Origin of the sequence: Nocardia sp. CA-290969, from assembly GCF_050936135.1 — a bacterium.
Taxonomy (GTDB): domain Bacteria; phylum Actinomycetota; class Actinomycetes; order Mycobacteriales; family Mycobacteriaceae; genus Nocardia.
This window is the reverse complement of sequence record NZ_JBNJNJ010000001.1, coordinates 3,707,234-3,719,498: the sequence shown is the minus strand read 5'-3', so window position 1 is coordinate 3,719,498 and position 12,265 is coordinate 3,707,234. Positions and strand designations below refer to the sequence as shown.

The 12,265-nt window shown below is 69.3% G+C and carries 12 protein-coding genes; 8 read left to right on the top strand and 4 right to left on the bottom strand.

Annotated elements, in window-relative coordinates; translation table 11 throughout:
• Positions 1-9: 9 nt before the first annotated feature.
• Complete coding sequence (locus ACQEVO_RS16705; protein WP_432914042.1) at positions 10-1,860, bottom strand: SCO2524 family protein; 1,851 nt, start codon at positions 1,858-1,860, stop codon at positions 10-12.
• Between the two features lie 241 nt (positions 1,861-2,101).
• Here ACQEVO_RS16705 and ACQEVO_RS16700 point away from each other — a divergent pair, with 241 nt between their 5' ends.
• Positions 2,102-3,679, top strand: coding sequence for a Na+/H+ antiporter (locus tag ACQEVO_RS16700; RefSeq protein ID WP_432914040.1), 1,578 nt, complete (start codon positions 2,102-2,104; stop codon positions 3,677-3,679).
• Between the two features lies 1 nt (position 3,680).
• Here the strand turns inward: ACQEVO_RS16700 and ACQEVO_RS16695 are convergent, their stop codons facing one another.
• From ACQEVO_RS16695 to ACQEVO_RS16685, 3 genes are read right to left on the bottom strand one after another with little or no spacing between them, the layout of a single operon-like run.
• Complete coding sequence (locus ACQEVO_RS16695; protein WP_432914037.1) at positions 3,681-4,328, bottom strand: UdgX family uracil-DNA binding protein; 648 nt, start codon at positions 4,326-4,328, stop codon at positions 3,681-3,683.
• A gap of 3 nt (positions 4,329-4,331) precedes the next feature.
• Positions 4,332-4,661, bottom strand: coding sequence for a plasmid stabilization protein (locus ACQEVO_RS16690; protein ID WP_432914034.1), 330 nt, complete (start codon positions 4,659-4,661; stop codon positions 4,332-4,334).
• A 48-nt stretch (positions 4,662-4,709) separates the two neighbouring features.
• Positions 4,710-5,228: a MarR family winged helix-turn-helix transcriptional regulator gene (locus tag ACQEVO_RS16685; RefSeq protein WP_432914031.1), complete on the bottom strand. Its 519-nt coding sequence runs from the start codon at positions 5,226-5,228 to the stop codon at positions 4,710-4,712.
• An 85-nt stretch (positions 5,229-5,313) separates the two neighbouring features.
• Between ACQEVO_RS16685 and ACQEVO_RS16680 the strand changes: the two genes are divergently transcribed.
• The 7 genes from ACQEVO_RS16680 (at position 5,314) to ACQEVO_RS16650 (ending at position 12,149) form a co-directional block, all read left to right on the top strand.
• Positions 5,314-7,359, top strand: coding sequence for an MMPL family transporter (locus ACQEVO_RS16680; RefSeq protein WP_432914028.1), 2,046 nt, complete (start codon positions 5,314-5,316; stop codon positions 7,357-7,359).
• 84 nt (positions 7,360-7,443) lie between these two features.
• Positions 7,444-8,586 carry an ABC transporter substrate-binding protein gene (locus tag ACQEVO_RS16675; RefSeq protein WP_432914025.1) on the top strand — a complete coding sequence of 381 codons (1,143 nt, stop codon included), beginning with the start codon at positions 7,444-7,446 and terminating at the stop codon, positions 8,584-8,586.
• Positions 8,567-9,652, top strand: coding sequence for a FecCD family ABC transporter permease (locus ACQEVO_RS16670; RefSeq protein WP_432914022.1), 1,086 nt, complete (start codon positions 8,567-8,569; stop codon positions 9,650-9,652). Before ACQEVO_RS16675 ends, ACQEVO_RS16670 begins: the two co-directional genes overlap by 20 nt.
• The gene (locus ACQEVO_RS16665) at positions 9,645-10,400 is read left to right on the top strand and encodes an ABC transporter ATP-binding protein (protein ID WP_432914019.1); all 756 of its coding nucleotides are present in this window, start codon (positions 9,645-9,647) and stop codon (positions 10,398-10,400) included. The genes ACQEVO_RS16670 and ACQEVO_RS16665 overlap by 8 nt, the downstream gene beginning before the upstream one ends.
• Entirely contained in the window at positions 10,397-11,014 is a 618-nt protein-coding gene (locus ACQEVO_RS16660) for a hypothetical protein (protein ID WP_432914016.1), read from the top strand. The genes ACQEVO_RS16665 and ACQEVO_RS16660 overlap by 4 nt, the downstream gene beginning before the upstream one ends.
• A complete protein-coding gene (locus tag ACQEVO_RS16655; RefSeq protein WP_432914013.1) occupies positions 11,011-11,652 on the top strand; it encodes a hypothetical protein in 642 nt (213 codons plus the stop codon). Before ACQEVO_RS16660 ends, ACQEVO_RS16655 begins: the two co-directional genes overlap by 4 nt.
• Positions 11,646-12,149, top strand: a complete 504-nt coding sequence (locus tag ACQEVO_RS16650) for a hypothetical protein (protein WP_432914010.1) — start codon at positions 11,646-11,648, stop codon at positions 12,147-12,149. The genes ACQEVO_RS16655 and ACQEVO_RS16650 overlap by 7 nt, the downstream gene beginning before the upstream one ends.
• Positions 12,150-12,265 lie beyond the last annotated feature (116 nt).

Here is a 12,265-nt window from a genome sequence, read left to right as displayed (position 1 = left end):
TACCCCGCCTCACCGCGTCGCATCCTGGCGTGCGTACGCCAGTTCGTCGAGCTGGATCAGGGCCTGGGTCGCCAGGCTGTAGGCGGTGCCCGGGCGCTCACGCAGAACCGTGCGGGCCCGGTCCAGCGACTGCCGGATACGGTTGACCGCGGCCTGTTTCGGGGTCAGGTCGTCGCCTTCCACCTCGAGTTCTTCCTGATTGAGCAGATGCTCCGCCTCGCTCATCAGGTCTATGGCGCGGGCGACCATGCTGACCGGGGCCAGCGGTGGTTCGCGGAAGGTGTCGTAGGCGATCACCAGGCATTCCATCACCCGTTCGGTGACGAACCAGGACGGCCCCGCGGGTGCCGCCGCCGCGGGACCGAGCAGGGCGACCGGATCGTCCCACAGCCCGGCGTACGCTCCCTCCCGCACGACCCGCCGATCCAGATGGTCCATGGCCGCTTCGGCGAGGGCCATCAGCTGGTCGCGGGTGGCGACATCGGTGCGCAACCGGGCGGCCTGCAGACAGCGTTTCAGCATCATCGTCACGAAATCGGGCACGTACCAGTGCAGTGGGGATCCGCCGCTGACGTCCTCGCTACCGGAGAGCCCCAGCCGGACCCCGGGATAGTGCAGGACTGCGGCGGCGTCACCGGCGGTGAGCCGGCTGGTGATCCGGCCCCGGCGGGCCAGCTGGTCGAATACGGCGACCGTCCGCGCGAGATCCTCGGTGCTGTCCCGGTAGACGAGGTCCTGGATGAGCATCGCGGTGACCGTGAGGCTGAAATAGTCCGATTCCTCACCGTCGGAGGTGCGCCACGGAATGTCCTCGAGCGGCCACCGGCCGCTGCCGAACTGGGCCACCGTCGCCCAGTAGTTGCGGGCGAGTTCGAATCGCAGCTGCAGTGCGTCGGCGAGTTTGCGCTGGTCGTCGGTGAGCAGATCGAGTTCCCGGATGCGCTGGGAGGACAGATCGCTGATGCCGTCCAGCGCCACAGCCGTGAAATACAGGTAGGGACGGGGTTCGGCGTGTCCTTGGGCCCGGCCGACCCGGCCCGGGACGAATTCGATGGGTTCGGCGGTGCGGACGATACCCCAGCCCCAGCCGCATTCGAAGAGTCGCTTGTCGTCGGCGACATCCACCTCGCTGGCCTGGCTGAGGCGGACCTCGTTCGCCGCCTGCACGCGCAACCGTTCCAGCCGGGCCGACAGCCGGCCGATCACCTCGTCGGCCGGTGCGTGGTTCTGGTTGATCATGTGCAGGATGGCCTGTCCGGCCTCGGATTTCGGCTCCGGTGTGTGGATCACGAAGCTGCGCACCAAGCCGGCCATCGCCGCGGTGAGCCGCAGACCCACGGCGTCGATCACCTGCGGTATCCGCTCGCTGAGCAGACGGGCCTCCCGGCGGACCTCACCGCTGACGAAGCGCTGGTAGCCGCGCAGGAAGCGGAGCGCCGCGATACACAGGCTCAACGACATCGAATACGAGTCGACCACCTCGAGGTCGCGCTGTTGCTCGGTGAGCGGCCGGTCGTCGGCGGTGTGCAGATAGCTGCCGGCGGCGAAGAGCGGTTCGCCGCCGGGCCCGGTGTAGCGCTGGAGATAGTCCTCGAGCAGGCCGACCAGAACACCACCGATCCGGGTTTCCTCGCCGAACGGTTCGAGGGCGAGCCGGGTATCGGTGGCCATATCGTTGGGTTGGTCCACGGCGAAGGTGCCGAGTTCGGTGGCCGGATACAGCAGGCACAGCAGCTGCTCGGCGTCGCTGATCGAATTCGACCCGTCCCGTCCACCCCAAATCCACGTCTCGTCGCGGTAGGAGCAGGCGAGTACGGCCTGCCACAGATCCAGCAGTTGTTGCCGCGGCCTGATTCTCATCTCTGCCCCTCGCCCCCGCGTCCGATCGGCCGCGTCGACCTCTGATACCTAGAGTGTGCCTCGAATTCGTTCGCAAGGCCAAGGAAACGGCGAGTTCCGCGGTTGCCGTGAAATAGCCTGCCGGGCATACTGTTCCGGCGTCCGTCCAGGTCGGGAGCCGAGATCGGGACACGCCACGCCGGATGCCGGTTTCGGCGCCGCTGCGGCCTTGCGCGTGCCCGGAGCCGCAGACTGATCGGTCATGGATCAGTTGGTGCTGACGTTCGTCATCCTGTTCGCCGCGGTTCTCGCCGAGGCAGTGGGCCGCCGGATCGGCGTGGCCTCCGCGGTGCTGATGACCCTGTTCGGCTGCCTACTCGCGCTGCTGCCGTTCGTGCCCACGGTCCGGGTGCCACCGGATCTGATCCTGCCGCTGGTCCTGCCCCCGCTGCTCTACGCTGCCGCACGACGGACCTCCTGGCGGCAGTTCGCCGAGAACTGGGAACCCATCGTGCTGCGGGCGGTGGGTCTGGTGCTCGCCACCGCGGCGGCGGTCGCCGCGGTGTTCCACGCCTGGTATCCCGCGCTGCCGCTGGCCGCGGCGGTGGTGCTCGGTGCCATCGTGGCCCCGCCGGACCCCGTCGCGGCGACGGCTCTGGCCGGCCGGCTCGGCTTACCGCGGCGGCTGGTGGTGGTGCTCGGCGGGGAAGGCCTGTTCAACGATGTCACCGCGATCGTCGTCTACTCCGTCGCGGTCCAAGCGGTGGTGACCGGGCATTTCTCCGCCGCGCACGCGGGCCTCGAATTCGTGGTCTCGGCGGTGGTCGCCGTGGCCGTCGGATTGGCGCTGGGACTGGTGGGCAGCAAACTCACCCGCCGGCTCGCCGAGCCGACCTGGCAGGTGGCGCTGAGCCTGCTGTTGCCGTTCGCCGCCTACGGGTTCGCCGAATCGTGGGGTGGGTCGGGCGTACTGGCGGTGCTGATCTGCGCGCTCTACCTGACCGACGCCGCCACCGAATTCGGCGATACCGGCTACCGGGTGGTCGGCGATTCGTTCTGGGATATCACCGAACTGCTGATCAGCGGATTCGCCTTCGGGCTGATCGGCCTGGAACTCAGTGCCGTGCTCGCGGCGACCGGTGACGAATGGCCGCAACTGGTCGGCGGCGCCGGCGCGGTCCTGGCCGTTGTCGTGGGCCTACGGCTGGCCTGGCTCATGCTCACCCTGTGGTTGCGCGGCAAACGGTGGCACGACGACGAGGCCGACGAACCGTACACCTGGCGGGAAACCGTGGTCACCTGGTGGACCGGTATGCGCGGGGTGGCGAGCGTCGCGCTGGCGCTGGCCATCCCCCTGCTCACCGAAGCGGGCGCCGATTTCCCCGGCCGCACCCAGATCCTGTTCACCGCGTTCACCGTGGTCCTGTTCACGCTGCTGGTACAAGGTCCCACATTGCCGCTGATCGTCCGGCTCACCGGCGTGCACGCCGATACCCGGGCCGAACGCCGGCTGGAACGCCGGTTGTGGGAGCGGGTGGTCGATGCGGAACTGGCGCGCCTGAAGGAACTCGCCGAGGCCGAGGACATACCGGACGAACTGTACGAGCGCCTGCGGGAAGGAGTGCGGCAGCGGACGGCCCGTGCCGACCCGGAAGCGGCCGGCGAAGAGGCACGGGCCCAAGCCGAACGGAGTGAGCGGATGGCCGCGACCGTCAAACGGGTCAGAGCCGAACTCCGGGAGGCCGGGCGGCGCGCGGCGATGGACGCACGTCGCGAACCAGGTATGCCGCCCGATCTGGTCGACCGCGTCACCCGGCGGCTCGATCTCGGGCCCAAGTAGGTCAGCGCAGCGCGGTTTCGCGGATATGGGCGAGGTCGTCGAGAAATTCCGCGTAGGCGGTCTTGCGGTCGGGGGCGCGCAGCACCGACGAGGGGTGCACCGTCGCGGTGACACCGTAATCGCCGCGGTCCACCACCTGTCCGCGCAGTTCGCCGACGGTGGTGGCCGGCCCGAGCACCGCCTTGGCCGCGACCGCGCCCAGGCAGACCACCAATTCCGGGGCCACCAGCTCGAGTTCGGTGGCCAGCCACGCCGAGCACGCCACCACCTCGGTGCGGCTCGGCTGCTTGTGGATGCGGCGCTTCCCGCGTTCGACGAATTTGAAATGTTTCACCGCGTTGGTCACATAGACCTCACCGCGGTCGAAACCCGCCTCGCCCAGCGCCCGGTCCAGCAGCCGCCCGGCCGGCCCGACGAAAGGCAGACCGGCCGTATCCTCCTGGTCGCCGGGCTGCTCACCGACCAGCACCACCCGGGCGTCCGCGGGGCCTTCGCCGAAAACGGTCTGTGTCGCGTCGCGGTACAGGTCGCAGCCGCGGCAACCCGCCGCGGCCGCCCGGACGGTGTCCAGATCGGCCTCGGCGGGTACGAACTGCGCCGCTCCCACGGGCTTCTCGGCCCGCCGGGAGCCGCGCGCGGTGGTGCTCACGGGCTACGACCGGCCCAGCGCGTCGGCGAGTTCGTCCTTGCTCATCTTGGAACGGCCCTTGATACCGCGGCGCCGGGCTTCGTTGTACAGCTGGTCGCGGGTCTGCCCCTTGGGGCCGCTGCTGTGCGACCGTTTGCCGCCGCGCCGCTGCGGTGAGGTATCGCGGGTCGACGACCGGCTCGCGGTTTTCGACTGGCCGGATTGCGCGCGATTCTTGTTGACCGTGCGGGCGGCGATCTCCTTGGCGCGTCCGGTACCCGCGCCCCGATCCTGCGCCGAATCCTTGATGTGCTCGTACTGCCGTTCCTGTTTGTCGGTCCATTCCTTCGGCATGACACACCTCCTGTCTGCGGCAGGTATACCCGCACGCGACCGTCGCAATCAGCCGGCCCGATCGTCGCCGGAGCCCCCGGTCAGCGTGCCGTGGTGCTCGCGCATGGCCGCGACCACCGCCTGCAGGACCCGGTGCGCGGCGTGCAGATCGTCGGTCGGCAGGGCGGCCATGGCGGCGCGGGTGCGCCGGCCGAGCGGGTGGAAGAATTCGCCGGCCACCGCCATCCCGTGCTCGGAGTAGTGCAGGAGAACGCGGCGGCGGTCGCGCGGGTCGGTTTCGCGGTCGATATGGCCCGAGGCGATCATCCGTTCGACCAGATAGGTGATCGCGGCCGGCGACAGACCCATGAGATCGCGCAGTTGCCCCGCCGTGAGCGGGCGGCCTTCGGCGTCGGCCGTCGCGATATGCATCAACGCCCGGAAATCGTTGCTGCGCAACGCATGGGAATGTGCGAAGAGGTGGGCGATCTGCTCGGAGATCGCGGTGAGCGCGCGGATATCGGTGGCAACGGCGGTCTCGGCGGTTGCGCGCGTCGCGGTCTCGGCCGGCTCGCCTGCTGGTGTCACGCTCGGGTGTCCTTCCCTGGTCGGTCAGCGCACCGAGTGTAGTCGCCGTTTGCGGATTATTTCAGTTTCTGAAAGAGTCGGCCGGGTGAATGCGTGGGAGCGTTATGCCGCACTGGTCACCGGCCGCCGTTCGTGGTGGCTTCTGCTCGTCGTCGTCGCTGCGGCCTGCGGCGCGATTCTCGGTGCCGGGAGCAATGACGATGCCGGCCGGGCACCGTCCTCGCTCCCGGAGTCATCGGAATCCGCGCAGGTGAAAGCCGCAGTGGCCGAATTTCCCGGGGGAGCCGACGCACCGGTCATCCTGGTGATCAGCCGTGCCGACGGCGGCACGCTCACCGACGCGGATACGCGGGCGGCCGAGGCGGCCGTCGCGACCATCACGGGCACGGACGAAGCCGGCCCCGGACTCGTGGTCGCGCCCGACGGCAAAGCCGCGCTGGGCCGGGCCACCGTATCGGCCGAACTCAGCGGCGAGGCCCTCACCGAGGAGATCGGCCGTCTCCGCGACACGGCGGCGCAGCGGACTCCGCCCGGCCTGGTCGTGCAGATCACCGGCGGTCCCGCCTTCGGCGCCGATATCGCCGATTCGTTCGCCGGCGCGGACGTGACGCTGCTGGCGGTCACCGCGCTGGTGGTCGCCCTGCTGCTGATCGTCACCTACCGGTCCCCGGTGCTGTGGCTGCTGCCGCTGCTGGTGATCGGTCTCGCCGACCGGACCGCCACCAGCGTCGGTACCGCACTCGCCGGCCTCACCGGCCTGAGCTTCGACGGCTCCACGTCGGGTATCACCAGTGTCCTGGTGTTCGGTGCGGGTACGAATTACGCCCTGCTGCTGGTATCGCGCTATCGCGACGAACTGCACCGCTACGCCGATCATCGCCGCGCGCTGCGGGAGGCGGTGCGCCGCGCCGGCCCCGCCATCCTGGCCAGCAATATCACCGTGGTGCTCGCCCTGTGCACCCTGTTGCTGGCGACCCTGCCGAATACCCGGTCGCTGGGTCTGATGGCCGCGGCCGGATTGCTGGTCGCCGTGGTGTTCGTGCTGGTGGCGCTACCACCGGCGCTGGCGCTGTGTGGCCGGAACGTGTTCTGGCCCTTCGTTCCCCGGCTGCGCGACGACGACATCACCGACCACGGCCTCTGGCATCGAATCGCGACCCGGGTCGTCGCCCGGCCGGTGGCCGTATCGTCGGCCGCGATCGTGGTATTGCTCGGCTGCTGCGCCGGACTCCTCGGTGTGTCCATCGGCCTGTCGCAGACCGAGCAGTTCCGGGTGCAGGCGGAATCGGTCGACGGACTCGACACCCTGGCAGCGCATTTCCCGTCCGGATCCTCGGATCCGACGATCGTGCTCGCCCGTGCGGGCACCGCGGACCAGGTGCGCCGGGCGCTGGCGACGGTACCGGGGATCTCGGCCGCGAACCCCGCCGGTAGTCACGCGGGTACGGACCGGTGGACGGTCACCCTGGATGCCGCACCGGAATCCGCGCAGGCCTTCGGCACGATCGAGCAGATGCGCTCGGCGCTGGCAGCCGAGCCCGCGACGGCGGCGCTGGTCGGCGGCAGCGACGCGCAGGCCCTCGATACCCGCGACGCCGCACGGCGCGACCAGTTCCTGGTCATCCCGCTGATCCTGGCGGTGGTGTTCGCGGTGCTGCTGGCATTGCTGCGCGCCCTGCCCGCCGCGGTGCTGCTCATCGCGGTCACCGTACTGAGCGCCCTGGCGGCCATGGGCCTGGGCAGCCTGGTCGGTACACACCTGTTCGGGTTCCCGGCATTGGACACCACGACACCGCTGTTCGCGTTCCTCTTCCTGGTCGCCCTGGGCGTCGACTACACCATTTTCCTGGTCACCCGGGCCCGTGAGGAGACACCCGGCCACGGAACCGTGGGCGGTATGGTCCGCGCGGTTTCGGCGACGGGTGCGGTGATCACCAGCGCGGGCATCGTCCTCGCCGCCGTGTTCTGCGTCCTCGGCGTGCTACCGCTGATCACGCTCACCCAACTCGGGATCATCGTCGGTATCGGCATAGTCCTGGATACGTTCCTGGTGCGTACCGTGGTCATTCCGGCACTGTTCGCTGTCGTCGGCCCGAAGGTGTGGTGGCCCAGCACGCTCGCCCACAAGTGAAACAACCCTGCTTGACACCTGTGAGGTAGGTAAGGCTAACCTGAGGCGATTCAGGTTGGTTTCACAGGCAGGACGGTAGCGCCCATGGCGACGAATACGCGGGTACGGCGGAGAACGCGGAACTTTCCGCCACGGCGATGGGTCGCCGCCGCGGCCATCGGGACGCTGGTCCTGACCGCCGGCTGCTCGTCCCGGGACGAGCAGACCGACACCGGCGCCGGTGCGGCGGGCGCACTGACGGTCGTCGACCAGCGCGGCGAAACGGTCACGCTGGACGGCCCGGCCGGCAAGGTCGCCTTCGCCGTCATGCCCGCTCCGTCGATCTTCGCCGCGGTCGACCGGAGTTACGACCGGATCGTCGGCATCAACCAGTCGACCCTGGTGGCCAACCGCGGTGGCATGTTCGCGACCATGTTCCCCGCGTCCACGGAATCCGCCGTGGTCGCGGGCAACGATTTCGTGCCGAATACCGAAACCCTGCTCCAACTCGACCCCGATGTCGTGATCCAGTGGGGCGACCGGGGTTCCGAGGTCACCGCGCCGATCGAGAACGCCGGTTTCCCGGTGGTCGGCCTGGAGTACGGCACGCAGGAGGATCTGGAGGCATGGATCACCCTGTTCGCGCAGATCGCCGGAAAGCCCGAACGCGGGCAGCAACTCGTCGACTGGCAGCGGGCCGAACAGGCCGAGATGCGCGCCGAGGTCGCGGCGCAGCCGGGTCCCCGGCCGCGGGCGATGATCCTGTCCCGCACCGGTGACACCTACAGCACGACAAGCGCCAAGGGCTACGACGGATTCCAGTTCGACCTGGTCGGCGCGGAACTGGTCACCGAAGGATTCACCTCCGAGTCCGGCCAGGTGGGCCCCGAACAGATTCTGGCCTGGAACCCCGAGGTCATCATGCTCAGTGGTTTCGACCAGAGCACGCCCGCCGATATCTACGCCGACCCGCGGCTGGCCGGGGTCAGCGCCGTACAGCACAAGCGCGTCTACAAAACACCCCTCGGCGGCTATCGGTGGCAGGTGCCCAGCGCCGAATCCCCGCTGATGTGGGAATGGATGCACCGGATCCTGTACCCGGGAGCGCGCGACGGTGCCCTGCGCGATGATATACGCGCCGCGTTCGACGATCTGTTCGCCTACGACCTCTCCGAGGACGAGATCGATCAGGTGCTGCGTTTCGATATGAACTCCGGTGCCGCGGGTTATGACCAGTTCCGCCGTTGACCGCGCGGCGGTACCAGAGGTCCCGGTATCGCGCCGCCGCACCGTGTTCGACCACACCGCCGTGCCGGTCCTGGGCTTCACCGCGGTGCTCGTGGTGGTGGCACTCGCCGCGCTCGCGATCGGCCGCTACACCGTGCCGCCGAACGAGATCGTGCGTATCCTGCTCGGCCAGTTCCTGCCGCTCGCACAGACCTGGTATCCGCAGGAACAGACCGTGATCCTCGAGGTGCGACTGCCCCGCGTACTGCTGTCGATACTGCTCGGGGCCGGTCTGGCGCTCACCGGCGCGGTGATGCAGGCCGTGTTCCGCAACCCGCTGGCCAGCGCGCAGGTTCTCGGTGTGTCGTCGGGCGCGTCGTTCGGCGGGGTGCTGGTGCTGCTCGCCGGATTCGGCGGCGCCGCGCTGGTGGGCGGGGCCTTCGCCGGCGGCGTGCTGGCCCTGGCCCTCGTGGTCGCCATCGCCCGCGCGGTGCCGGGGGCGCCGCTGCTGATGATCATTCTCGGTGGCACGGTGGTCGGCGCCATGTTCCAGGCGATGGTTTCGTTCATCACCTATATCGCCGATCCCTACAGTGAACTGCCGTCGATCGTCTTCTGGCTGATGGGTTCGCTGGCGACCGCGAGCTATACCAAGGTGCTGACCGCCGCCGTGCCGATTCTGCTGGCGGGTGTAGTGGTGCTCGCGCTGCGCTGGCGGCTCAACATCCTCGCCATGGGCGACGAGGACGCGACCGCGCTCGGGATCGAGCCGCGCCGGATGCGGACACTGCTGCTGGTCTGCGTCGCCCTGATCACCGCGGGGTCGGTCTCGGTGGCCGGAGTGATCGGCTGGGTGGGCCTGGTGGTCCCGCATCTGGTGCGCATGCTCGTCGGCACCGACAACCGGCGGGTGCTGCCGGTGAGCGCACTGCTCGGCGCGGCGTATCTCACCGCGATCGACACCCTGTCCCGGAGCCTGACCACCGCCGAGATCCCCATCGGAATCCTCACCGCGATCATCGGTGCCCCGTTCTTCGTGATCCTGCTGATCCGCAACCGTTCCCGGCTGTGGGGTAGCGATGCTTGAGGCCCGCGCACTCTCGTTCCGGTATGCGGCCAACCGGCCGTGGATCTTCCGCAATGTCTCGGTGCGCGCCGAGTACGGCGAGGTGCTGGCCGTACTCGGACCCAACGCCCGCGGCAAGACCACCATGCTCAAATGCCTGGCCGGGCTCCTGCGCCCGGTCGCCGGGACCGTCGCGGCGAAGGGCCGGGTCGGTTATGTGCCGCAGAGCCATTCGGTGGTCTTCGCGTTCTCCGTGCTCGATATCGTGCTCATGGGCCGGGCCCGCACGGTGAAGATCTACAGCAGCCCCACGGCGGCCGATCGGGCCGCCGCGCGGGAAGCGCTGCGCCGGGTGGGTGCGGACCACCTCGCCGACCGCGAGTACACCGGACTCAGCGGCGGCGAACGCCAGTTGGTCCTGATCGCCCGGGCCCTGGTGTCCGAGTGCGACATCATCGTGCTCGACGAACCCGCATCCGCGCTGGACCTGCGCAACCAGGCCCAGGTGCTGGCGGTGCTGCGGACGCTTGCCGACGACGGGATGTCGGTCGTCATGACGACCCACCACCCCGATCACGCGCTGCACGTGGCCGAACGCTCGATGCTGATGGTCGACGCGCACGACCGGCGTATCGGCCCGACCCGGGAACTGCTCACCGGCACGCTGCTGAGCGAGATGTACGGCGTCCCGATCGTCACCTCCGATGTCGAAACCCCCAGCGCGACCAGACGCCTGGCGGTCCCCGATTTCGGGCGGGGGATCGCATGACGGTGCTGAAAGCGGTGATGGCCGCCCGCGACCCGGCGTTCGTGGACGGCTTCCGCGAAATAGACCTCTACGATCTGCCGGCCGCCTGCACCGGGGAAGTGACGGGTATCTACCTGACCGGTGACGCCGATCAGGAATTCCTCACCGAACAGCGTCCGCTGCTGGACTCTTTCGTCGCCCGCGGCGGTCGGGTGCTCGTCAACGGGCATGTCCAGCGGATCTTCCTCGACGGGCTCACCCGGTGGCGCACACTCGACTTCCGCAACCCCGCGGATCTGGCGCTGACCAGGGTGAGCGATCACGCCGTGTGGGCCGGGACCGACCCGGAACGCTTCCTGTACAACACCGGGAGGCCCGGTCCGGTGCCGTTCGCGGAGCTGGAACGGATCGGGGTCGCCGGGTTCTACGGCCGTGGCTGCTATCTCGACCTTCCGGTCGGGTCCCGGGTGGTCCACACCATCGGTCGCACGGCGGCACCGATCGACTACGAGTACCGGCTCGGTGACGGCCGCGTACTGGTGCACGGCGGTAACGATCTTCTGCAATTCGCCACCGCCGCCCGCGGCACCGGACATATGCGCGGGCAGATCCTGCGCTGGCTGGCGGGAACATGAGCACACCCGCCACCACGATCGCGTTCCTGCACGGCGGCAGCCACGCCCAGCTGGCCACCCTCGCCGATCCGGCGCTGGCGCCCTACCGGATCCACGGTATCCATGTGCGCACCGGCGCGATCGCCGAACTCGCCGACGCCGAGGTGATCGTGGTCAGCGACCGGCTGCGCACCGACCTGCTCCGCCCGTGGGCCGGCCCGATCGGCGCGGCGCTCGACCGGGGCGCCACCGTGCTCGTCTTCGGTGAGAATGCCGTAGGAACGTGGTTGCCCGGTGTCCGGGAGGAAAGCCGGCCCACCGTGTTCTGGTGGTGGCGCACCGGCGAGGACCACCGGCTGCGGCTACGGGCCCCCGAGCATCCCGCGTGGGAATTCTTCGCGCCACGGGCCGTCGTCTGGCACTACCACGGTGTGCTGGAACCCCCGGCCGGTGCGGTGAGCCTGGTGGATCTGCACACCGAAAACGGCGACCGCGACGGTTCCATCCTCTACCTCGATGAATCGTCCACTGCGGGCAGACTGCTGGTCACCACGATGGACCCGGTGTATCACCACGGCTCCGGTTTCATGCCGGGTGCCACCCAACTCCTCTATTCGACGCTCTACTGGGCCACCGCCGGAAGAAGGAAACCATGCTGACCGTCCTCGAAACCGGTGTCCCGGTGCATATCTCGTACGCCGACCTGATGAAATACCACGGACCGGGGTTCCCCGGTGGCGTCGCGCACGCCTACTGCGCCATGCGGCACGCCGTAGCGGTTTTCGGCGAGGTCGAACGGCGCGAGGTCACGGTCCGGACCGCGTTTCCCGGGCCGGGCGGGCGGGACGCCGTCGAAATGGCGCTGCGGGCCGTGACGGAAGGCCGCTACACCGTCGACCCGGAGCTGGCGGCGACCTCGCGCGGCGCCACTCTCGCCCGGTACGTCTGGGAATTCAGCTATCGCGGCCGGACGGTGCCGCTGCGACTGCGGGACGCCGGATTCGTCACCGCCGAATTCATCGCGCTCGGCGGGAAAACCGAGCGGACCGCCGCCGACGAGGCCCGGCTGACAGTGCTGAAGCAGGAGATGGCCGATCGGCTGCTGGCCGGGGCCGTGGGCGAGGTCTACGAGGAGATCCCCGCGCCGACACGCTGACCGGAGCCACCTCGGCGCCCGGGCGGCGAACTAGGGTCGGAACCGCCGGGTGAGACGCGGGTCCCCCGGCCGGGTTTTTCCCGGTGCCCGCACGGGTACGCGGTCACCGTCAACCG

Excerpts from the sequence above, each read along its gene's own strand:
- ACQEVO_RS16675 (WP_432914025.1), top strand. The coding sequence starts at position 7,444 with ATGGCGACGAATACGCGGGTACGGCGGAGAACGCGGAACTTTCCGCCA.
- ACQEVO_RS16660 (WP_432914016.1), top strand. The coding sequence starts at position 10,397 with ATGACGGTGCTGAAAGCGGTGATGGCCGCCCGCGACCCGGCGTTCGTG.
- ACQEVO_RS16700 (WP_432914040.1), top strand. The coding sequence starts at position 2,102 with ATGGATCAGTTGGTGCTGACGTTCGTCATCCTGTTCGCCGCGGTTCTC.
- ACQEVO_RS16705 (WP_432914042.1), bottom strand. The coding sequence starts at position 1,860 with ATGAGAATCAGGCCGCGGCAACAACTGCTGGATCTGTGGCAGGCCGTA.
- ACQEVO_RS16690 (WP_432914034.1), bottom strand. The coding sequence starts at position 4,661 with ATGCCGAAGGAATGGACCGACAAACAGGAACGGCAGTACGAGCACATC.
- ACQEVO_RS16650 (WP_432914010.1), top strand. The coding sequence starts at position 11,646 with ATGCTGACCGTCCTCGAAACCGGTGTCCCGGTGCATATCTCGTACGCC.
- ACQEVO_RS16670 (WP_432914022.1), top strand. The coding sequence starts at position 8,567 with ATGACCAGTTCCGCCGTTGACCGCGCGGCGGTACCAGAGGTCCCGGTA.
- ACQEVO_RS16655 (WP_432914013.1), top strand. The coding sequence starts at position 11,011 with ATGAGCACACCCGCCACCACGATCGCGTTCCTGCACGGCGGCAGCCAC.
- ACQEVO_RS16665 (WP_432914019.1), top strand. The coding sequence starts at position 9,645 with ATGCTTGAGGCCCGCGCACTCTCGTTCCGGTATGCGGCCAACCGGCCG.